The following is a 19180-nucleotide window of genomic DNA, read 5'->3' on the forward strand; positions in this document are numbered from 1 at the left end:
GCGAAAATCATCGATGAGAGCGCCCCTATCCCCGTCACTGTACGGGGAGAGGATGCCGGCAGGCAGGTGAGGGACGGCGTTGACCCCCGGGAAACTAAGCCGGCAGGCAGCGGCCCTCGAAAAAGCGCGTTGACACATATCGTTTGCCCGCTTACATGAGCCCGCACCAGCCCAGATGGCGGAATTGGTAGACGCGCACGGTTCAGGTCCGTGTTCCGCAAGGAGTGGAGGTTCGAGTCCTCTTCTGGGCACCAAATTCCCGTTTCGGATAAGTCCGAAATGATTTAGACGCGAAGCAAAAAAGCCCGGTTCCCGGGCTTTTTTGCTGATGGATGACAGATAGTCCAGCGGAGGGTCAATGCGGCGGGCGAACCGCTTTCATTGCTTCTTCTTCGAGTGTCTGGAGCTTCTCCCGAATCTCCTCCGGCTCGGCATGCTCCAAGCCGACGACATCGTTTCTGGTCTCATTCAGCGAAACGATAATCTCATCAAGCTTGGCGTGAATGGCGGCCGTGTCGCGGTAACCCTGGATCAGCACAACGCCGGTGATCACGATGGCCGCTACCGACAATGCGTAGGTGACCACATTCGTCAGGCCGAATGGCACCAACGCAGTACAGAGCAGCATGGCTACAAGAAGGACATAGAAGCCCGGTGGCCGGGATAGAAAGTCGCCCATCACAAAGAGGAAGCGGTTCATATCCAGGCCGCGGTCAAAAATGCCACGAGTGCGGTGACGGCTACGCAAATTGGAATTGCCGCGAGTAAGGCAGCTTCCAGGACCCAAGTTTCCTTGTCGCTAAACATCAGACATCCTCCCGTTGAGAAAAGGCTGCCCGTAGACTTTCACAGGGCAGCCACAGCCCGCCGCTCCAGACCGGAGCGGCGGGCTCGCGCGTTATTCGATGATCTGCACGACCTTGCGCGTGTCGGGATCGACGAGAACCGCATGATCTCCGACAACCGTATACTTGTAGCGGACATCCGGAACGTCGATTGCGTGGAGCTCGACAGTGTCTGGAAGTGCCGTGCCGACATTGAGTTCGACGCCGAGCAAACTGACTGAGGCCAGCTTCTGCTTATGGATATATTCGCGAACGACCGTCTGTTGTTCGGGCTTGAGAACAATAACGTCCTCGGCAAACGAGGTGCCGATGCCCGCCATAAGGAGGAGGGCGCCGGTGGCGCTGACGAAATATTTAGTCATGGGAATTTCCTTTTCATAGGTCAGTTCGGAAGCGTGGATACGAGCAGATCAGCCGCCACTCGCAGGGGCTGGGGCAGGTGCCGCAGGCTTTGCGGGTACAGCCGGAGCTTCCACCTTTGGCGCTTCAACCTTGACGTTGATATCCTTGCCGCCGTCGCCGCGGATATTGATGACGCCGGTAAAAATAAGCAATACTACGACTGCAATAAGTGCAAGAACAACGGCAATCGCAGTGCCGCCACCACCACCAGAATTAACAACAGTTGGGCCGTCGGCCATGTGTTCCTCTCCTGTTTTATTTAGTTGCATTTGGGAAACGCCTGCCCCACTTGAACGTTCCGCCTCGGGACTTGGGTCTTAGCTGATATCCGACTTTGGTCTGGTTCGCCGCAGACTGAAGTCACAGGAACAATCTGGCTGATCTCAAGTTCGGTCCCTCGGCGAACAGGCGTGGTGCCGTCGCCGGATTACGCGAGGAGAAAACCATGAAAATCCACTTTGCAAGTGCCGCTGCAGGCTTGTTGCTTTTGGCTGGGGTCGGCGCCGCCGCAGCTCAGGATGTCGTCATCACACCGGAGCAGGATACGGTCGTCCGCGAATACGTAAAAAAGCAGCCGCTGGCTTCGGTGAAGATCCCGGGCGTGGAGCTGAACGTCGGCAGTGCCTTGCCTGATACGGTCGAGCTGCACGAAGTTCCCAACGTCAAATACCGCTACGTCGTGGTCGACAACCGCACCGTCCTGGTCGATCCCAGCACCCGGAAAATTGTGAAGGTCTACGACTGATCGAATAGCTGCCGCCCGCCGCCGGCCATGGCGGCGGGCAGCGGATTTCACGTTGCGCTCCAGGATGATCGAAGATGATCGATGACGTCGAGACATCGCCAGCCCTTGATACCCGCTTGGGTTCTCTCAGGGCGAGAATGCGCGATGCGCGCATAACAGAGGCCGACATGAAGACCTTTCAGAAAGTCGCATCCATCATGGTTGGCGGCAGTGGCCGCATCAGCGGCGATGACCTGATTGCAGCGTCGTTCGTCCTCGAGGACCAGCCGGAAGGCTTGTGAGGCGGAGTACTCACGTGTGCAGGCTCCCGCAACGCTGATCCCAAGTGTTCTGGTGCTGAACACATTCCTGCTACGGGCCGGCGTCGAAGGCGTGCCCGCTGGCGAGGTGGCGTCGCGCTCAAGCATCGTCCAGAACACCATGTCGCCGCATGTGACGATACTCGGCCATGCTAGCCGATGCGGGCGCCATAGAAAATCACCGCGGCCGGCAGAACCGGGCAGGCCGGTCCAGAGCGTCGCCACGCCTGTGGTCAGAAATGTCACCGAGGCCAGTTTGGTGCAGATCGGATGATGGTAGCGAGCGATCGCCATATCGACCGTACGGGCGCCGGCCTGGGAAGGACCCACCAGCGCGCCAAGGCCGACCGCCGCGCCCAGCGTGGTCGGCGCGCTGTTTGCCCTGCAACGCGGGGCTATGCGGCGTGCTCGCACAAGTTAGCTCCAACTTGAGGCACGGCGTGAAGTCTCGGTGCTTGCCCCCACGATGGCGAGGTACGAAGTCAACAACGGTCAATGTGCTTAGCGATCTACAGTCGACTTCAGCCGCCGTTTCGAATGATGGCGCCCCGCAATCACGAGATTTGTCGATAATAATCAATATTAGGCTGTATTCGCGACTATCCCTCATAGTGGGCGATTAGATAAAATTGATATGTATCCCGGATCGGAGGAGATCGATCCATTCGGGCCGGCATCAGCATGATTGAACCGCAGCTACCGCAAGTTGACAGCGATCATCGGGCGGATCTGGTTTGGTACGAAGTCTTAATACGTCTCACCTAAGGTCCAACTTTGACTTCGGGAGCGCGACGTTCGACAGACATATCTCCGCAGGTTACATTCGCCAGTCAGACAGCGCTCCGCACTCGAATGGATGTCTCTGAATGCCCGGCCTCACGCCTTCACGACCGCACCCGAGAACCTTGGGATGGATGGGCACGACAGCGCTCGCCATGGGTGGCAGCAATCAAAGCCTGTTTCTGATTGCCGCCCTTTTTGTCGGTCAGGGGAATATTCCCGGTCAAGGAAGCGCTGCGGTTCCTTTGCTCGTTGTTGGTCTGCTTCTAGGCTGGGCCGCCGCGCCTGCGTGGACCGAATTGGTTCTCATGTGGCCAAACCGCGTCGGCGGTATCTCTGCAGCGTGCGCCGAAGCCTTCCGACCTTACAGTCCCGTTCTCTCGGCTCTGACGGGCACCTGCTATTGGTGGGGTTGGGTGCCGACCTGCGGACTGACAGCGGTTCTTTCAGCGTCTGCAATCCAGCAATGGTACCTGCCGGGCCTCCCCGTGGAGGCGGTCGCCTGCGGGCTCATCGCATTCTTTACGGCGGTCAACCTGTGTGGAATCAAGTGGGTGGTCCAACTGGCGATCCCGATCGCCACTGCCTCCGCGACGCTTGCGTTTCTCTCATCCCTCGTCCCGGTCATCAGTGGCTCGGTCGACTGGCGGCAGGCGACGGATTTTGCCCTGACCAGCCCGTTTACCGGCCTGTTCGGCGATATCACGTCGGTGATGGCGGGACTGTACCTGATCGGGTTTGCCGCACCGGCATTTGAGGCTGCAGCCTGCCATGTTGGCGAAACCATCGATCCCAACCGCAACATTCCTCTGGCGATGTGGGCCAGCGCCGCAATGGCCGGCGTCTATTTCCTGGTCCTGCCGGTTGTCTGGCTGGGTGTGCTCGGGCCGGAGCCGCTCGGCACCGACCTCGCCATAGCTCTCGGGCCCACCTTTGCGCCCTTGTTGGGGAGTTTCGGCAAGGCGGCCGCCATCTGGCTCATCATGCTGAACATGTTCCATGGAACGTTGCAGCCATTGGCAGGCGCCGCGCGGACCCTTGCGCAGCTGAGCGAAGACGGCCTGCTGCCGAGCTTCCTGGCCAGGCGCACCTCAACAGATTGTCCCTGGGCGGCAACGCTGCTCACAGCTGCCGCGGCAATCGGCTTCATGCTGTGCGGGTATCCGCTCTGGATGATCGCCGCGGCCAATTTTACGTACCTGATCAGCATCTGCATGCCAAACATCGCAGTCTGGCTCTTGCGCCGTGATAGTCCCGAAGCCGAGCGACCCTTCCGGGCTCCCAGGGGAACGATCATCCTTGGCGTAGGCGCGGCTGCAATATGGCTGTTGACCGCCATACTGGGATTTCAGCAATTTGGCCTTCCTACCGTCCTGTTCGGTCTGGCTTTGGCATATTCGGGTGCTGCGCTCTACGCCTGGCGCACGATGGAGGATCGATACGCACTCGGTCTACCCTTGCTGCCACATACGCTTCACCTGAAGCTTACCGGAGCCATGCTTTTTGTGCTCGTGCTTGACGGTGCCGGCTATTTCCTGGCGATCGGCAGCGTTCCCCAAGGCGACACTTCATTGGTCGCCGCGCTGGAGGACATTTTTGTCGTTGTCGCGCTGCTGACCATCAGCGTTGGCCTGATCTTGCCGGGAATGATCACCCATTCGGCGACCGAGGTGAGCAACGCGGCAAAGCGTCTGACATCCGGAACGCTGAAGGACTTCTCTCTCGCCATGGTCGCCTTGGGGCGGGGAGACCTCGCGGCGGCGCACGCCTCCGTGAACATCATGCCGGTTACCGTAAACTCTCGTGACGAACTTGGAGAGATGGCCGAAAGCTTCAATCTGCTCCAGGACAAGGTGAGGGAAGCCGCCCACGGCCTGGACGACGCGCGCGAGAACATGAACGTAGCGCGCACCGAACTGATGGCACGGCATGAGGAAATCGCGCATCTCGCGCACCACGATCCGCTTACCGGCCTGGCGAACCGAGCCGCGCTTGCAGCACACCTGGCCACGACGCTCGAGCGCGCAAAAGCAACGCACGCCAGCTTTGCCGTCTTCAGCATCGACCTTGACCATTTTAAAGAGGCGAACGACGTTTTCGGGCACGCCGCCGGCGACGATCTGCTTTGCACCATTTCCCGGCGTCTCCAAACCGCGGCGCCTGAGGCCTTTATCGCGCGCATGGGCGGCGACGAATTCACGGTTGTCCTGGCCATGGATGACCGGTCCGCGAGTGCCAAGGACGTTGCGGACCGTCTGTTCGAATCGGCGGCAGGCAAATTCGAAATCCGGGGCCAGCACATTTCGATCGGGGTGAGCATCGGGGCGGCGATCTATCCGAAAGACGGAGAGAATGCAGCGGCGCTGATGGCAAATGCCGACGCAGCGCTCTACCGGGCCAAGGCGGACGGTCGTCGAATGGTGCAATTCTTCGATCCTGAGATGGATAAGCGGCTAAGAGAGCGCTACGCCTTGCAGCGAGATTTGCGCTCTGCGGTCGCCCATGGCGAACTTGTGCTTCATTATCAGCCGCAAGCCAGGATGGACGGCGAAATCTTCGGTTTCGAGGCACTCGCCCGATGGCACCATCCAAAGCATGGGCTCATCTCGCCAAACGCGTTTGTCTCGCTTGCCGAACAGGATGGCACGATCGTTGAGATAGGTGAATGGACGCTCAGGCAGGCGTGCAGAGACGCGGCCTCCTGGCCCTCACCGCTGCAGATCGCCGTCAACCTCTCTCCCGTGCAATTCCGTTTCGGCGACCTGGTAGGCCTCGTTCATTCTATCCTCTACGAGACCGGCCTTGCTCCGGGGCGGCTGGAACTGGAAATCACGGAAGGGGTTCTCATCCGCGACCGGGCAACCGCCTTGTCGGTTTTGCGGAGGTTGAAGGCGTTGGGCGTCAGGGTCTCGATGGATGATTTTGGCACGGGGTATGCCTCGCTGTCCTCGTTGCAGGCGTTTCCATTCGACAAGATCAAGATCGATCGCAGTTTTGTTTCGGGTGTCGGTTCGAATGTCCAATCGGCGGCCATCGTGCGCACGATACTCAGCCTGGGGAATGCGCTGGCCTTGCCTGTCATCGCGGAGGGTGTCGAAACAGAGGACGAGCGTGCCTTCCTGATGAAGGAAGGATGTCCCGAAATCCAAGGATATCTGGTGGGGCGCCCGCATCCGATAGCGCTCTACAAAGATGTGACGAATGGGATTTCGCCAGGATCTGCCTTCGGGGAGCCCAAGGATACAACCGCACCTCAGGCGCTTGGCGTAACGCGATAGCCCGGCGCCGACCGTCGGCGCGCTGCTCTTGCAGCATACTGGTGAGCGAGGACTGCTGGCGGTACTGCTCGGGCTCGCCCTTATAAAGGTCGCACTTGTCGGCGCACTGTTTGCCTTGCAGCGCGGGGCCATGCGAAGCATCCGAACCAGATGGCGCGGGAGCCACCTCCCCTTCCGGCCAGTCCTCCAACAAACCACTTCAAACCCGGCAGTCTCGGCGCTACGTTCTATCTATGGCCCCACCCACCCAGCCGATCACCGTCACCCGCCGCGACCAGATGTTTCCTATCCTGGGCGACGCCGATATCGAGCGCATGCGCCGGTTCGGCGAGGCGAGTTCCTATGCCGCCGGCGAGCATATCGTCACCGCCGGCACCGTGGCGCCGGGGCTGATCGTCGTCCTGTCGGGCACGGTCGATATCACCCAGGATGTCAGGCCCGGCCGGCGCGAGACCATCGTCACTCATGGTCCCGGCAATTTCATCGGCGAGCTGGCGCAGCTTTCCAGCCGGCCGTCGCTGGTCAATGCGGAGGCGGCCGAGCCGGTCGAGGCCTTCGTCATCCCCTCGCAGCGGCTGCGCGACCTGATGGTGCAGGAGGCAAGCCTTGGCGAGCGGATCATGCGGGCGCTGATCCTGCGCCGCGTCGGGCTCCTGGAAAGCGGCTCGAGCGGGCCGGTCGTCATCGGCCCGGCCGGCAATGGCGACATGCTGCGGCTGCAGGGGTTTCTGCGCCGCAGCGGCCAGCCGCACCGCGCGCTCGATTCCGACAGCGACCCGTGCGCCAAGACGCTGATTGAGCATTTTCATGTCGACCCGCACCATCTGCCGATCGTGCTCTGCCCCAACGGCAAGCTGATGCACAATCCCGGCGAAACCGAACTTGCCCGCTGCATCGGCCTGCTGCGGCCGATCGATCCCGACATGGTCTATGACGTCGCCATTGTCGGCGCCGGGCCGGCGGGGCTGGCGGCCGCGGTCTATGCGGCATCCGAAGGGCTGTCGACCATCGTGCTCGATTGCCGCGCCTTCGGCGGCCAGGCCGGCGCCTCCGCGCGCATCGAGAACTATCTGGGTTTCCCCACCGGCATTTCCGGCATGGCGCTGATGGCGCGCGCCTACAACCAGGCGCAGAAATTCGGCGTCGAAATAGTCATCCCCGACGAGGCCAAGCTGCTCGGTGCAGCAGGCGAGGGCTACACGCTTACCGTCGGCGACGGTGAAAGCCTGCGCGCACGCACGGTGGTGATCGCCAGCGGCGCCCGTTACCGCCGCCTCGACATCGCCAAGCTGGCCGAGTTCGAGGGCACGTCGGTGCATTACTGGGCCTCGCCGATCGAGGCGCGGCTATGCACAGGGCAAGAAGTGGCGCTGGTCGGCGCCGGCAATTCGGCGGGGCAGGCGGCCGTCTATCTCGCCAGCCAGGTCCGCAAGGTGACGATGCTGGCGCGCCGCGGCCGCCTCAGGGAAACCATGTCGCGCTATCTGGTCGAGCGTATCGAGGCGCAACCCAACATCGAGGTGCTTGGCGAGACCGAGATCGAGGCGCTGGAAGGCGAAGGCGGCAATCTCACCCAGTTGCGCTGGCGCAACCCCGGCGGCGTCGAGACGCGGCCGATCCAACATCTCTTCCTGTTCATCGGCGCCGACCCCAACACCGATTGGCTGGCTGGGTGCGATATCGCGCTCGACGCCAGGGGTTTCGTGCGCACCGGCGCCGACATAGGGGCGGGCCAGATGGAGACCAGCCGCAGCGGCGTGTTCGCCATCGGCGACGTGCGCGCAGGCTCGGTCAAGCGGGTCGCCGCCGCCGTCGGCGAAGGCGCCCAGGTGGTGGCTGCCTTGCACGCCTATCTCGCGCGACCCAACGCAGCAGCGCCCGAACTGGACAGGAGAGCATAATGGATGAATGCAAACACACGCGCGACATTAAGACGGTGACGCCGAGCGCGCTCGGTTGCGAGGAGTGCCTGAAGAGCGGCTCCATGTGGGTGCATCTCAGGCTGTGCCGCACCTGCGGCCATGTCGGCTGCTGCGACGACTCGCCCAACCGCCACGCCACCAAGCATTTCCACGCCACAAAGCACCCGATCATCGAAGGCTACGACCCGCCGGAAGGCTGGGCATGGTGCTTTGTCGACGAGGCGTTCATCGACCTGGAAGGCGACGTGACGCCTCAGAACGGCCCGATCCCGAAGTTTTTCTGAGGCGGCCGACTGTCGGCCGACCGCTGCGCCTATTTCACCGAGCCAGTAACCGTGCGGTCTATGGCATTGGGATTGTGGTCGTTGCCGGCAAGTGCGGCAATGATCAGAAGACTGGCGACGACCGGGACGAACAGGATGGCCACGCGGGCCTGCACATAAAAAATGGCGCGCCATTCGCTGCGCTTTTCCGGGTTGTTGTCCATCATACTCACTCTCGCCATGCCTCCCCAGGCGGGACATAGCGGCGAAGGGTTAAGCAAAGGCTGCTGAATGTGTTAACGCGCGGCGGATTGGGATTTAATCTCGACGGTCAGCGCCGCCCCTCATTGTCATCGGTACGCATCTGGTACGCCTACCCCCGCAGCGCCTGGTCCAGGTCGGCGATCAGATCATCGCCATCCTCTATCCCCGACGACAACCGCACCAGCGAATCCGAAATGCCGATTTCCGCGCGCTTTTCCGCCGGGATCGAGCCGTGCGTCATCAGCGCCGGGTGTTCGATCAGGCTTTCGACGCCGCCGAGGCTTTCAGCCAGCGTGAACAATTGCGTCCGTTCGAGGAAGCGTTTGGTGCCGGCGAGGTCGCGGTCGAGGTCGACCGAGATCATGCCGCCGAAGGCATGCATCTGTTGGACGGCGATGGCGTGCTGCGGATGGCTGGCCAGGCCGGGATAGACGACGCGGCGCACATCTTTTCGCGCCTCCAGCCACTGCGCAATCTTCAGGCCGTTCGTGGAATGCCGCTCCATCCTGAGCGCCAGTGTCTTGATGCCGCGCAGCGCGAGAAAACTGTCGAAGGGACCGGAGATGGCGCCGATGGCGTTCTGCAGGAATTTCAGCTGGGCGGCGAGATCCTTGTTGCCGCCGACGATGGCGACGCCGCCGACCATGTCGGAATGGCCGTTGAGATATTTTGTCGTCGAATGGACGACGATGTCGATGCCGAGTTCAAGCGGCCGCTGGATGTAGGGGCTGCAGAACGTGTTGTCGGCGACCGTCAAAACCCCTTTGCGCCTGGCGAGTGCCGCAACGCCTTCGAGGTCGACGATGCGCAGCAGCGGATTGGTGGGCGTTTCGACCCAGAGCAGTTTCGTCTCCGGACGGATAGCGGCTTCGACAGCGGCGAGGTCGGTAAAATCGACGAAGGAGACCTGCAGATTGGCCGAGCGCTTGCGCACCCGCTCCATCAGCCGGAACGAGCCGCCATAGATGTCGTCGGTTGCAACGATATGGGCGCCGCTGTCGAGCAGCTCGAGCACGGTCGAGATCGCCGCCAGGCCGGACGCGAATGCAAAGGCGGCCGAGCCGCTTTCGAGATCGGCCACCGCGCGCTCGAAGGCGAAGCGGGTCGGGTTCTGGCTGCGGGCGTACTCAAACCCCTTGTGCACGCCGGGCGACTGCTGGCCATAGGTCGAGGTCGCGTAGATCGGCACCATCACCGCGCCGGTCAGCGGGTCATGGCTCTGGCCGCCATGGATGGTGCGCGTGGAAAAAGCCAGGCGGTTCTTGCCCGATGGGGGTGTTTCAGCAGTCATCGTGCGCGCCTTAAATGGTTGATCAGGTCGATACGGGTTATCAGGCCGACGAACTCGTCGCCATCGAAGATGATGGCGACCTCGTTGCGGTCGAACACCGGCAGCAGCGCATCCAGCGTCTGGCTGGCCTGCAGCGTGTGCAGATTGGAGGTCATGGCGGTGCGCACCGGAGCGTTGAAGCGGTCCCAGCGGCCTTCATAGGGGCCGTCGACCTTGGCCAATATATCGCCCTCATCGATAATGCCGACCAGCTTGCCGTTGTCCAGCACCGGCAGCTGCGAGACATCGGAGCGGCGCATGCGGCCATAGGCGTTGAGCAGGCTTTCGTCGGGGCCGACATAAACGGTGTCGCCGGTGCGGTGCGAGCGCATGACGAGGTCGCGCAGATCGCCATGCTGTTCCTGTTCGGCCAGCCCCTGCTCGGCCAGCCAGAAATCGTCGAACACCTTGGACAGATATTTGTTGCCGCTGTCGCAGACGAAGGTGACGACGCGTTTTGCTGTCGTCTGCTCGCGGCAATAGCGAAGCGCGGCCGACAGCAGCGTGCCGGAAGACGAGCCGGCGAGAATGCCTTCCTTCGAAAGCAGGTCCCGCACGGCCAGCATGCTCTGCTTGTCTGGGATGGAATAGGCTTTCCTGACCAGCGACAGATCGGCATTGGGCGGCACAAAATCCTCGCCGATGCCTTCGACGGTCCAGCTGCCGGCCTCTTCCATCTTGCCGGTCTTGATCAGCGGCGCCAGCACCGATCCGACGGGATCGGCCAGCACCATTTCGGTCTTCGGCGATGTTCTGGCGAAGTAGCGGCCAAGCCCGGTCAGCGTACCGCCGGAGCCGACGCCGACGACCACGGCGTCGAGGTCGCCATCGAGCTGGGCAAGGATTTCCGGTCCGGTGGTGGTCTCATGCGCCTCGGGGTTGGCCGGGTTGGCGAACTGGTTGGCGTAGAAGGCGCCGGGCGTTTCCGATGCGATCTTCTCGGCCATGTCCTGGTAATATTCGGCATGGCCCTTGCCGACATCGGAGCGCGTCATGCGCACTTCGGCGCCGAGCGCGCGCAGATGCTGGATCTTTTCGCGCGACATCTTGTCGGGCACGACGAGGATGATGCGGTAGCCCTTGGGGATGCCGACCTGGGCGAGGCCGAGGCCGGTATTCCCGGCGGTCGCCTCGACGATGGTGCCGCCGCGCTTGAGCTTGCCTTCCTTCTCGGCCGCGGAAATCATAGACAGCGCAATGCGGTCCTTGATCGAGCCGCCTGGATTCTGGCTTTCGAGCTTGATGAACAGCCGGCACTTGCCGGTGTCGAATTTGGTCAGTTCGACCACCGGCGTCTGGCCGATGAGGTCGAGCACCGAGGCGTAGGGCGGACGCAGGCGGGATAACGCGCCGTCCGAACTGCCTGGCGCAGCTTTTCCGTGCTCGCTCATATCGATGTGCTCCCTTGAACAAGCGACCGCCTCGGGGGCAGAGCGGCAGCGTAGCTTCTTTTCCGGCCGTTTGCAGTCGGAAAGAAGGTAGATCGTGCCAATCAACCGGCGAGAGGGGGAATGGAATTCCAGTTTTAGGCCGGCTTTGGACTCAAGCCCAACACCCTCCGTAGCGATCCTTCCCACCCCCCTCTGAGGGGCGTGCTATCCCACCGACGTCAACAGCTTTACCCCAGCAGCTGCTTGCTCAGCCGCGCACACTGGACTCGGATATCGGGGATGGCGTCGATCTCGAAGAAGGTGCCGCGGGTCAGCGGCCCGACGGCGAGGATCTTGGCCGATGCGGTGCCGTCGCCGGCGATGATTTCGCATTTGGCTGTGACATCGAGACCAAGCCGCAGCGGGTCGGGCCGCGCCAGGCCGCGGTCGACCAGCGAGCGCACGACGCTGTTCGACGTCGTCGAGATATCGCGGGCGATGCCGGTGCAATCATAGATGCGGGCGACCTGCAGCGTTTCCAGCGCCTTTGTGTGGCGGGACTGGATGCCGACGGTGAATCCATCGCCGGCCTCGATGCCGACGACACGGCCGGCGACCGGGCGGATGCGGCCGGTGCGCACCGCCTCGGTGACGCGGGCATGCACCTCGGGCGCCAGCCGATGGCGATGGATGTCCCACCAGGCCTTGGTGTGCTCGACGAAGCGGCGCTTGGCCGAGGACGGCCAGTTCTGCCAGATCTTCTGGTTGAAGGGTCGCAGCCCATCGACGACGTCGCGCCAGTCGATGCCGGCCTTCTGGTTTTCTCGGATCAGGTCGCGGAACCAGCCGACGAAATAGGAGAGCTGCGTGCCGAGCGGAATGTCGGCGACGTCGAGCTTGATCGGGTTGCCCTTGCGGTGCGGCGACGGCAGCAGGCCGCGCCGCGACACGGCGACGATCTCGCCGCGATGGCCGCGCTGCTCGAGCGACAGGAAGGCATCGACCATGCTGAGCCCGGTGCCCAGCACCAGCACGCGGGCTTCAGGATCGAGCGCTGTGTCGGCCTCGGTGCCCATGCGGATGGCATGACCTTGGCCGGCGCCGGGCTGCTCGTCGTGGCCGGTGGCAAGCACCGCCAGATGCGCGACGACGCTGGTGCCGTTGGCCAGCACCACTTCGACACCGGACGATGTCGGCGAGATCGACAGGCTTTCCTCGCGAATCAGCCTGAGACGGCCGGTTTCCTTTTCGCGCGCTTCGAGTTCGTCGAGCACTTCCTTGAGGTAGCGGGCATAGACGCTGCGCGGTGCATAGAAGGGTGTCTGCGGCGTCTGTTCCTGGCTTATCAGGCCGCGCCCCTGCAACCAACGCCAGAAATTCAGGGGATCGTCGGCATAGGCGCTCATCCCCGCGGCGCTGACATTCAGCACGTGCGCCGATAAGAGCGTCGAATAGGCGATGCCCTGGCCGAAATGCGGACGCTTTTCGATCAGCGTGACGCGAAGGTCCGGGTTGGGCGACTTCAGCAGATGCGCGGCAAGCACGACGCCGCTGGCGCCGCCGCCGACGATGATGATCGAGCTGCGGATGATCGAATTGGCGCGCGCGACGCTCATGCGAGCACGCTCAGGATCAGGCGGGGACCTTTTGCGCCGGCGCAAGCTCGTCGATGTCCCTCGCGACCGGAAGGTCGTCGAGGACGATGTCGCGCATCTCGGCCAGCGTGCGCTGGTCGAGCACCTCGGCGATCGCCTGCCGGACCTCGAGCATCAGATGTCGGACTTGGCATGTCGCCTCATTGCAGTCTTCACAGCGCTGATACTGGGTGCGGCTGGCGCAGGGGATGGGCGCCAGCGGTCCGTCGAGGACGCGCACGACATGGCCGACCTTGATCTCGTCGGCCGGGCGCGCCAGGCGATAGCCGCCATCCTTGCCCTTGCGGCTCTGGACGAAACCGGCATTGCGCAATTCGCCCAGAATGGCGTCGAGGAATTTCTTCGGGATGTTGTTGCCGCTGGCGATGTCGCCGACGAAGGCGAGCTGTCCCACCGGCAGATGCGCCAGATGGACCAGCGCCTTGAGGCCGTACTTGCCTTTTTTGGTGAGCATAGACCGAATGTTTCTCTGTCAGGCGATGGCCCAAACCATCGGTTGCGAAACGCCTGACGTGCCTCCCCGCCGCGTGCAAGCTGCTTCGACACATAAATTCTACTGACATGATATACAAGCCGAGAAACCTTGATTTTGCTTCGTTTTCACGCCGCAGGGGCCACTTTAGCAAGGCTTTGTGCCGTTAAGGTCACAGCCAGCCGCGAGCGATTGCGGCGATGAGCGGCGGCTCCTGCTCCCAATGTCGATAAGATTACTATACTTACCCTCGAACACGCGGAACGTGTTTTCAAATCAACCGTCTTTTACAGCATGGATTTGCGCCATTTGGGGCTTTGCCGGGAATTTTGGGTCGCAGCCCGCGGATCGGCGAAACATGACTCCCGACAACTCGGGCGCCGCCCTGCGCCCGATATCAGGACGCCGCCTTGCCGCTCTGAGGCCGGGCGGCCTTGGCGGCCACCGGCACGCCGCTTGACCGCAGCATCCAGCGGTGGCCGTCGCTGCGGAAGTCGGTGAGGCTCAACGGCTCGACATCGATCCTGCGGCAGGCCGCAAGCGGCGCGCCGAGCACCAAATCAGGCCTCTTCCGTAGGAGGGTTGGCAGGACCACCAACTCTTCAGCACCTTGGGGGCGCCGTTTGCGTTTGCGCACGGTTCGGCACGGGCCGGTCACCGCGCCCGCATCAGCCGGTGGTTTTTTTCTAACAAGTGCTTCTTGCTTGGAAGGATTTAACTCTACAAGAATGATAGAATTAGCTGACTATGAACAGGCATCCGGTTTTTCTCATTTTTCATGGAGCCTTTCATGTCCAGCATTTCGCGACGCATTGTCCTCCTGTCGTCGGCAGCTTTGGCGGGTGCGGCCTTCCTCGGCCCGGCCCAGGCGCAGGACCTCAACATCACCATCGGCTACCAGACGGTGGTCGAACCTTCCAAAGTAGCGCAGGCCGACGGCGCCTATGAAAAGGCGACCAAGGCCACGATCGACTGGCGCAAATTCGATTCCGGCGCCGATGTCATCGCCGCCGTCGCATCCGGTTCGGTCGATATCGGCTATGTCGGCTCGAGTCCGCTGGCCGCGGCCGCCAGCCGCGAACTGCCGATCCAGACCATCTTTGTCGTCGGCCTGATCGGCCAGTCCGAGGCGCTGGTCGCCCGCAATGGATCCGGCATCGAGAAGATCGCCGACCTCGCCGGCAAGAAGGTGGCGGTGCCGTTCGTGTCGACCACGCATTACAGCCTGCTTGCCGCGCTGAAGCACGAAAACGTCGACCCGAAGTCGGTCGAAATCCTTAATCTCAGGCCACCGGAAATAGCCGCCGCGTTCGCTCGCGGCGACATAGACGCGGCCTATGTCTGGGATCCGGCGCTCGGCCAGATCAAGACGACAGGCAAGGTGGTGCTGGATTCCTCGCAGGTTGCCGCCTGGGGCGCGCCGACCTTTGACGCCTGGATCGTGCGCACCGACTTCGCCGAAAAGAACCCGGACGCCGTGCGCGATTTCGTCAAGGTGACCGGCGAATCCTATGCCCAGTTCCTGGCCAAGCCCGAGGCATGGTCGGTTTCGTCGCCGGAAGCGGCCAAGATCGCCAAGATCACCGGCGCCAAACTGGAAGAGGTGCCGCAGCTCCTCAAGGGTTACGTCTTCCCGACATTGGAAGAGCAGGCTTCCGACAAATTCCTCGGCGGCGGCACGGTCAAGGCGATCGAGGCAGCCTCGGCCTTCCTCAAGGAGCAGGGCAAGATCGACGCCGTGCTGCCCGACTATTCGAAATACGTGTCGTCGAAATACGTGACCGAGGCTCTGGCCTCGAACTGACAGCTGAGTTTTAGAGCGTCCTTTTCGTGCCCCAGCGGCACGCGGCGCTCTAGTGCCACGCGCGGTTCTTCTTCCCTGACGCCGCGTGCTGCCTGTCCCGGATCCGCTTAACCGGGCCGGGGCAGGCTGATTTTCTTCCGGAGCCCCTTTTCATGCCGCATCTCGTACTCGACCCGCATCTCGTACTCGACAAGGTCTCGGTTCACTATGACGGCCAAGCAGCGCCGGCGGTCGACCGAGTTTCCATCGATGTCGCCAAGGGTGATTTCGTCGTGCTGGTCGGCCGCTCCGGCTGCGGCAAGACCTCGCTGCTCAATGTCGCCGCCGGCCTGGTCGAACCCGCGCGCGGGGTCGCCACGATCGGCGGCAGGCCGATCACCGGCCCAGGCTCCGACCGGGCGGTCGTGTTCCAGAACGATGCGCTGTTTCCCTGGCTGACGGCTCGTGAAAACGTCGCCTTTGCGCTCAGGCTACGCGGCGTGCCGCAAGCCGAGCGGGCGCGCCGCGCCGACCAGTTGCTGGCGCTGGTCAAGCTCGACAGCGTCGGCGACAAACGCATCTGGGAATTGTCCGGCGGCATGCGCCAGCGCGTCGGCCTCGCCCGTGCGCTTGCCGCCGAACCGGAATTCCTGCTGCTCGACGAACCGCTCGGCGCGCTCGATGCGCTGACGCGCGAGCGCATGCAGACGACGCTGCTCGACCTGTGGACCGCAAGCCGGGTTGGCGTGCTGATGGTCACGCATGGCATCGAGGAGGCGCTGGTGCTGGCCACAAGCATCGTCGTGCTCGCGCCGGGACCTGGCCATGTGGTGCGGACATTCGAAACCGGCTTCAGCCGGCGCTATGCCGCAGGCGAGCCGATCCGCGCCATCAAGGCCGATCCAGCCTTTGCCGCGGCGCGCGGCGAGCTGACCGATGCGATCTTCGAAGGAGAGGCGGCATGAGCGTAACCTCCTACAGCGAGCGGCCGGCCACCGGGACCGGCGAGGCCGATGCCATTTCGGTGCCGTGGTCGCGGCCGGTGCGGAAGCGGCGCGGGGTTTCCTCGCGGGCGATCAGCGCCGTCACCATCCTGGCCGTGCTGGCGGCATGGGCGCTGTCTGCGCGCCTGCAACTGGTGTCGCCGGTGTTCCTGCCGTCGCCCGCCGCCGTGTGGACCAAGTTCATCGTGGTGATCAAGGACGGCTTCGTCGACGCGACTTTGCTCCAGCACATCGTCGCCAGCCTCGGCCGCGTGTTCGCGGCGCTGGTCGCGGCCATCATCGTCGGCGTGCCCGTCGGTCTCGCCATAGGCATCAGCACCATTGGGCGCGGCATCTTCGATCCGCTGCTCGAATTTTTGCGCCCGATCCCGCCGCTCGCCTATCTGCCGCTGGTCATCATCTGGTTCGGCATCGGCGAGCCGTCAAAGATCCTGGTGATCGCAATCGCCATGCTGGCGCCGGTGGCGCTGTCGACGGCCTCGGGCGTGCGCGGTGTCTCAAAGGAGCGCATCGATGCGGCCCGTTCGCTTGGTGCGACGCAGCGCCAAGTGGTGCGCCATGTCATCCTGCCCAGCGCGCTGCCGTCGATCCTCACCGGCCTGCGCATCGCGCTCGGCGCCGGCTGGTCGACGCTGGTTGCAGCCGAGCTGGTGGCGGCAACGCGCGGCCTCGGCTTCATGATCCAGTCGGCCGCCCAGTTCCTGGTCACCGATGTCGTGGTGATGGGAATAGTGGTGATCGCGACAATAGCCTTCGTGCTGGAATTCATTATCCGCCGAATCGAGCGTCAGCTGGTTCCGTGGGCGGGAAAGGAATGACAACAAGTTCTGCCGGTTTGACCGGCTGCTTCCCTTCGCAGCACGGCGACCGCCGACCCCGGAACAGAAGGAGTGATGTCATGACCCAGTCCACCGCGGTGCTGTTCGCCCATCTCGGCAACTGGCTGCTCGCCTGGCGGGAGAACTCGTCGTCGCAGCCGCAACCGAAATCGCCGGCCCCGGTGCAACTCGACGCCGAACGCGACCGCCTGCCGCCACGCGACGAGGGATTTTACTGGGCCTGGCAGTATTGGTCGCAGTGAGGTGATGGTGATTAGCGCCAGCCTTCGCGATTTCGTCATCCTAGGGCGAAGCAAGGAGCGAAGCGACGCGGCGCAGACCCTAGGATCCATGCCGAGACGCTGATGCTACGCTCCAGGGGAGCAACAAACCGGGCGCCTACCACCCGGTTCCGCGAAACAGCTCAAACCACTCCGGATTGGCCTTCTCTATCAGTTCGATCTTCCACTGTCTCGGCCATCGCTTCAGCGACTTCTCGCGTTGAATGGCATCGGTGATGTCGAAGAATTCCTCATACCAGACCAGCCGTTGAACACCGTAGCGGCTGGTGAAGCCTGCGCCCTGGCCGGATTTGTGTTCAGGCATGCGGCGGGCGAGATCGTTGGTGACGCCGATGTAGATCGTGCCGCGTTTTTGGCTTGCAGTCATGTAGACGTAGCCGGTCATGGTTTTTTCAGGGTATCGAGCCTCGGTCCGCGCACAAGCGACATTCTGATCCGTTCCACTCTACGGCAAACGTCACGGCATGGATCCTAGGGTCTGCGCCGCGTCGCTTCGCTCCTTGCTTCGCCCTAGGATGACGAGCGCTGGGTTCTGAAGAAAATATTTCCACGTCAAGCAGCCAACTCGCAAAATCGTTTCTCTACTAAATTTATAGACCTACCTAGCCTTGTCTCTCATCCACGGCAGGGAGCCCTTCCCGGCGCCGGTTCGCAGCGAAGGAAGACGGATCATGTTCAGCCTGACCAGACGCGTTTTCGGCATCGGCCTGTTGGCGGCGGGCATTTCCGCCTCGCTCAGTGCCTCGGCGCAGGAGTTGAAGCAGCTCAACATCGGCTATCAGAAGACCGGCCTGCCGGTCATCGCCCGGCAGCAGCAGGTGATCGAGAAGGCGCTGAGCGACAAGGGTGTCGTGGTGAAATGGGTCGAATTCACCGCCGGCCCGCCGCTGGTCGAGGCGCTCAATGTCGGCGCCATCGATGTCGGCTGGACCGGCGACGCACCGCCGATCTTCGGCCAGTCGGCCGGCGCCAACATCGTCTATGCGGCGGCACTGCCAGCCAATGGCGACGGCGAAGCGATCTTCGTCAAGCCGGCATCGCCGATCCAGTCGCTCGCTGACCTCAAGGGAAAGCGCATCGGCGTCGGCAAAGGCACCAGCGCGCACAATCTGCTGGTCGCGGCACTCGAAAAAGCAAACATCCCCTTCGACCAGATCACCCCGGTCTATCTCAGCCCGGCTGATGCCTCGGCGGCTTTCGCCAGCGACCAGATCGATGCCTGGGCGGTCTGGGATCCGTTCTACGCCATCGCCGAGACACGCTACCAGCCGCGCGTGCTGGCGCGCTCCAGCGAGGTGCTCAAGGTGAACACCTATTTCCTCGCCAACAAGGATTTCGCCAAGGCGCATCCGGAGACGATCACCACGACGATAGCGGCGCTCGGCGTGGCGGCGAAATGGGCGGACGCGAACCGCGACAAGGTTGCCGCGGCGCTGCATGAGGTGACCGGCGTGCCGCTCGATGCACAGACGATCGCGGCCAACCGCACCAAATTCGGCATCTTCCCGATCACCGACGAGATCATCGCCGGCCAGCAGGCGACAGCCGATCGCTTCTACAAGCTCAAGCTGATCCCGAACGCGGTGCGCATCTCCGACGCCGTGTGGACCGCACCGGGCAATTGAACTTTCTTGTGTGGCGCCGGGCG

General features: G+C 62.8%; 20 protein-coding genes and 1 tRNA gene. 11 read left to right on the plus strand and 10 right to left on the minus strand.

Annotation, left to right across the window (positions count from 1 at the left end; genetic code table 11):
• Positions 1-169 precede the first annotated feature (169 nt).
• Positions 170-254: transfer RNA gene (locus tag NLY43_RS18470), tRNA-Leu, on the plus strand.
• 101 nt (positions 255-355) lie between these two features.
• Here NLY43_RS18470 and NLY43_RS18475 read toward each other — a convergent pair.
• The 3 genes from NLY43_RS18475 to NLY43_RS18485 all read right to left on the minus strand — a co-directional run bounded on the left by NLY43_RS18475 (position 356) and on the right by NLY43_RS18485 (position 1516).
• Complete coding sequence (locus NLY43_RS18475) at positions 356-700, minus strand: low affinity iron permease family protein (protein ID WP_023672069.1); 345 nt, start codon at positions 698-700, stop codon at positions 356-358.
• A gap of 198 nt (positions 701-898) precedes the next feature.
• Positions 899-1207 (minus strand): DUF1236 domain-containing protein, encoded by a 309-nt coding sequence (locus NLY43_RS18480; protein WP_023710337.1) that lies wholly within the window; start codon positions 1205-1207, stop codon positions 899-901.
• 48 nt (positions 1208-1255) lie between these two features.
• Complete coding sequence (locus NLY43_RS18485) at positions 1256-1516, minus strand: hypothetical protein (protein ID WP_245263031.1); 261 nt, start codon at positions 1514-1516, stop codon at positions 1256-1258.
• Positions 1517-1692: 176 nt separating this feature from the next.
• On the opposite strand from NLY43_RS18485, the gene NLY43_RS18490 reads away from it, so the two are divergent.
• The 5 genes from NLY43_RS18490 to NLY43_RS18510 all read left to right on the plus strand — a co-directional run bounded on the left by NLY43_RS18490 (position 1693) and on the right by NLY43_RS18510 (position 8555).
• A complete protein-coding gene (locus NLY43_RS18490) occupies positions 1693-1992 on the plus strand; it encodes a DUF1236 domain-containing protein (protein WP_023681215.1) in 300 nt (99 codons plus the stop codon).
• Between the two features lie 74 nt (positions 1993-2066).
• On the plus strand, positions 2067-2273 hold the full coding sequence (locus NLY43_RS18495) for a hypothetical protein (RefSeq protein WP_023681214.1): 207 nt from the start codon (positions 2067-2069) through the stop codon (positions 2271-2273).
• Positions 2274-3157: 884 nt separating this feature from the next.
• Entirely contained in the window at positions 3158-6349 is a 3192-nt protein-coding gene (locus NLY43_RS18500) for an amino acid permease (RefSeq protein WP_081731338.1), read from the plus strand.
• Positions 6350-6582: 233 nt separating this feature from the next.
• Positions 6583-8250 carry an FAD-dependent oxidoreductase gene (locus tag NLY43_RS18505; RefSeq protein WP_023710335.1) on the plus strand — a complete coding sequence of 556 codons (1668 nt, stop codon included), beginning with the start codon at positions 6583-6585 and terminating at the stop codon, positions 8248-8250.
• The gene (locus NLY43_RS18510) at positions 8250-8555 is read left to right on the plus strand and encodes a UBP-type zinc finger domain-containing protein (protein ID WP_023672079.1); all 306 of its coding nucleotides are present in this window, start codon (positions 8250-8252) and stop codon (positions 8553-8555) included. Before NLY43_RS18505 ends, NLY43_RS18510 begins: the two co-directional genes overlap by 1 nt.
• A gap of 29 nt (positions 8556-8584) precedes the next feature.
• Here the strand turns inward: NLY43_RS18510 and NLY43_RS18515 are convergent, their stop codons facing one another.
• From NLY43_RS18515 to NLY43_RS18540, 6 genes are all read right to left on the minus strand, one after another.
• The gene (locus tag NLY43_RS18515; RefSeq protein ID WP_081725472.1) at positions 8585-8761 is read right to left on the minus strand and encodes a hypothetical protein; all 177 of its coding nucleotides are present in this window, start codon (positions 8759-8761) and stop codon (positions 8585-8587) included.
• A 146-nt stretch (positions 8762-8907) separates the two neighbouring features.
• Positions 8908-10089 (minus strand): trans-sulfuration enzyme family protein, encoded by a 1182-nt coding sequence (locus NLY43_RS18520; RefSeq protein WP_023710334.1) that lies wholly within the window; start codon positions 10087-10089, stop codon positions 8908-8910.
• A complete protein-coding gene (locus tag NLY43_RS18525) occupies positions 10086-11519 on the minus strand; it encodes a pyridoxal-phosphate dependent enzyme (protein WP_023710333.1) in 1434 nt (477 codons plus the stop codon). Before NLY43_RS18525 ends, NLY43_RS18520 begins: the two co-directional genes overlap by 4 nt.
• 227 nt (positions 11520-11746) lie before the next feature.
• The gene (locus tag NLY43_RS18530; RefSeq protein ID WP_023672083.1) at positions 11747-13114 is read right to left on the minus strand and encodes an FAD/NAD(P)-binding protein; all 1368 of its coding nucleotides are present in this window, start codon (positions 13112-13114) and stop codon (positions 11747-11749) included.
• 16 nt (positions 13115-13130) lie between these two features.
• Positions 13131-13607 carry an RrF2 family transcriptional regulator gene (locus NLY43_RS18535; RefSeq protein ID WP_023672084.1) on the minus strand — a complete coding sequence of 159 codons (477 nt, stop codon included), beginning with the start codon at positions 13605-13607 and terminating at the stop codon, positions 13131-13133.
• A gap of 415 nt (positions 13608-14022) precedes the next feature.
• Entirely contained in the window at positions 14023-14184 is a 162-nt protein-coding gene (locus NLY43_RS18540) for a hypothetical protein (protein WP_023681206.1), read from the minus strand.
• 231 nt (positions 14185-14415) lie between these two features.
• Between NLY43_RS18540 and tauA the strand changes: the two genes are divergently transcribed.
• The 4 genes from tauA (at position 14416) to NLY43_RS18560 (ending at position 17493) form a co-directional block, all read left to right on the plus strand.
• Positions 14416-15429, plus strand: coding sequence for a taurine ABC transporter substrate-binding protein (gene tauA / locus NLY43_RS18545; RefSeq protein ID WP_023710332.1), 1014 nt, complete (start codon positions 14416-14418; stop codon positions 15427-15429).
• 152 nt (positions 15430-15581) lie between these two features.
• On the plus strand, positions 15582-16373 hold the full coding sequence (locus NLY43_RS18550; RefSeq protein ID WP_023710331.1) for a taurine ABC transporter ATP-binding protein: 792 nt from the start codon (positions 15582-15584) through the stop codon (positions 16371-16373).
• Positions 16370-17230, plus strand: coding sequence for an ABC transporter permease subunit (locus NLY43_RS18555; RefSeq protein WP_023702434.1), 861 nt, complete (start codon positions 16370-16372; stop codon positions 17228-17230). The genes NLY43_RS18550 and NLY43_RS18555 overlap by 4 nt, the downstream gene beginning before the upstream one ends.
• An 80-nt stretch (positions 17231-17310) precedes the next feature.
• Positions 17311-17493, plus strand: coding sequence for a hypothetical protein (locus NLY43_RS18560; RefSeq protein WP_023672089.1), 183 nt, complete (start codon positions 17311-17313; stop codon positions 17491-17493).
• Between the two features lie 136 nt (positions 17494-17629).
• Here the strand turns inward: NLY43_RS18560 and NLY43_RS18565 are convergent, their stop codons facing one another.
• Entirely contained in the window at positions 17630-17917 is a 288-nt protein-coding gene (locus tag NLY43_RS18565) for a GIY-YIG nuclease family protein (RefSeq protein ID WP_023710330.1), read from the minus strand.
• Positions 17918-18203: 286 nt separating this feature from the next.
• On the opposite strand from NLY43_RS18565, the gene NLY43_RS18570 reads away from it, so the two are divergent.
• A complete protein-coding gene (locus NLY43_RS18570) occupies positions 18204-19157 on the plus strand; it encodes a sulfonate ABC transporter substrate-binding protein (RefSeq protein ID WP_023710329.1) in 954 nt (317 codons plus the stop codon).
• The last annotated feature ends 23 nt before the right edge of the window (positions 19158-19180 follow it).

Origin of the sequence: Mesorhizobium sp. C416B, assembly GCF_030323165.1 — a bacterium.
In the GTDB taxonomy this organism is placed as follows: domain Bacteria; phylum Pseudomonadota; class Alphaproteobacteria; order Rhizobiales; family Rhizobiaceae; genus Mesorhizobium.

Excerpts from the sequence above, each read along its gene's own strand:
- NLY43_RS18560 (WP_023672089.1), top strand. The coding sequence starts at position 17,311 with ATGACCCAGTCCACCGCGGTGCTGTTCGCCCATCTCGGCAACTGGCTG.
- NLY43_RS18565 (WP_023710330.1), bottom strand. The coding sequence starts at position 17,917 with ATGACCGGCTACGTCTACATGACTGCAAGCCAAAAACGCGGCACGATC.
- NLY43_RS18505 (WP_023710335.1), top strand. The coding sequence starts at position 6,583 with ATGGCCCCACCCACCCAGCCGATCACCGTCACCCGCCGCGACCAGATG.
- NLY43_RS18515 (WP_081725472.1), bottom strand. The coding sequence starts at position 8,761 with ATGATGGACAACAACCCGGAAAAGCGCAGCGAATGGCGCGCCATTTTT.
- NLY43_RS18530 (WP_023672083.1), bottom strand. The coding sequence starts at position 13,114 with ATGAGCGTCGCGCGCGCCAATTCGATCATCCGCAGCTCGATCATCATC.
- NLY43_RS18535 (WP_023672084.1), bottom strand. The coding sequence starts at position 13,607 with ATGCTCACCAAAAAAGGCAAGTACGGCCTCAAGGCGCTGGTCCATCTG.
- NLY43_RS18480 (WP_023710337.1), bottom strand. The coding sequence starts at position 1,207 with ATGACTAAATATTTCGTCAGCGCCACCGGCGCCCTCCTCCTTATGGCG.
- NLY43_RS18525 (WP_023710333.1), bottom strand. The coding sequence starts at position 11,519 with ATGAGCGAGCACGGAAAAGCTGCGCCAGGCAGTTCGGACGGCGCGTTA.
- NLY43_RS18495 (WP_023681214.1), top strand. The coding sequence starts at position 2,067 with ATGATCGATGACGTCGAGACATCGCCAGCCCTTGATACCCGCTTGGGT.
- NLY43_RS18475 (WP_023672069.1), bottom strand. The coding sequence starts at position 700 with ATGAACCGCTTCCTCTTTGTGATGGGCGACTTTCTATCCCGGCCACCG.
- NLY43_RS18570 (WP_023710329.1), top strand. The coding sequence starts at position 18,204 with ATGTTCAGCCTGACCAGACGCGTTTTCGGCATCGGCCTGTTGGCGGCG.
- NLY43_RS18520 (WP_023710334.1), bottom strand. The coding sequence starts at position 10,089 with ATGACTGCTGAAACACCCCCATCGGGCAAGAACCGCCTGGCTTTTTCC.
- NLY43_RS18490 (WP_023681215.1), top strand. The coding sequence starts at position 1,693 with ATGAAAATCCACTTTGCAAGTGCCGCTGCAGGCTTGTTGCTTTTGGCT.
- NLY43_RS18500 (WP_081731338.1), top strand. The coding sequence starts at position 3,158 with ATGCCCGGCCTCACGCCTTCACGACCGCACCCGAGAACCTTGGGATGG.
- NLY43_RS18555 (WP_023702434.1), top strand. The coding sequence starts at position 16,370 with ATGAGCGTAACCTCCTACAGCGAGCGGCCGGCCACCGGGACCGGCGAG.
- NLY43_RS18485 (WP_245263031.1), bottom strand. The coding sequence starts at position 1,516 with ATGCAACTAAATAAAACAGGAGAGGAACACATGGCCGACGGCCCAACT.
- NLY43_RS18550 (WP_023710331.1), top strand. The coding sequence starts at position 15,582 with ATGCCGCATCTCGTACTCGACCCGCATCTCGTACTCGACAAGGTCTCG.
- tauA (WP_023710332.1), top strand. The coding sequence starts at position 14,416 with ATGTCCAGCATTTCGCGACGCATTGTCCTCCTGTCGTCGGCAGCTTTG.
- NLY43_RS18510 (WP_023672079.1), top strand. The coding sequence starts at position 8,250 with ATGGATGAATGCAAACACACGCGCGACATTAAGACGGTGACGCCGAGC.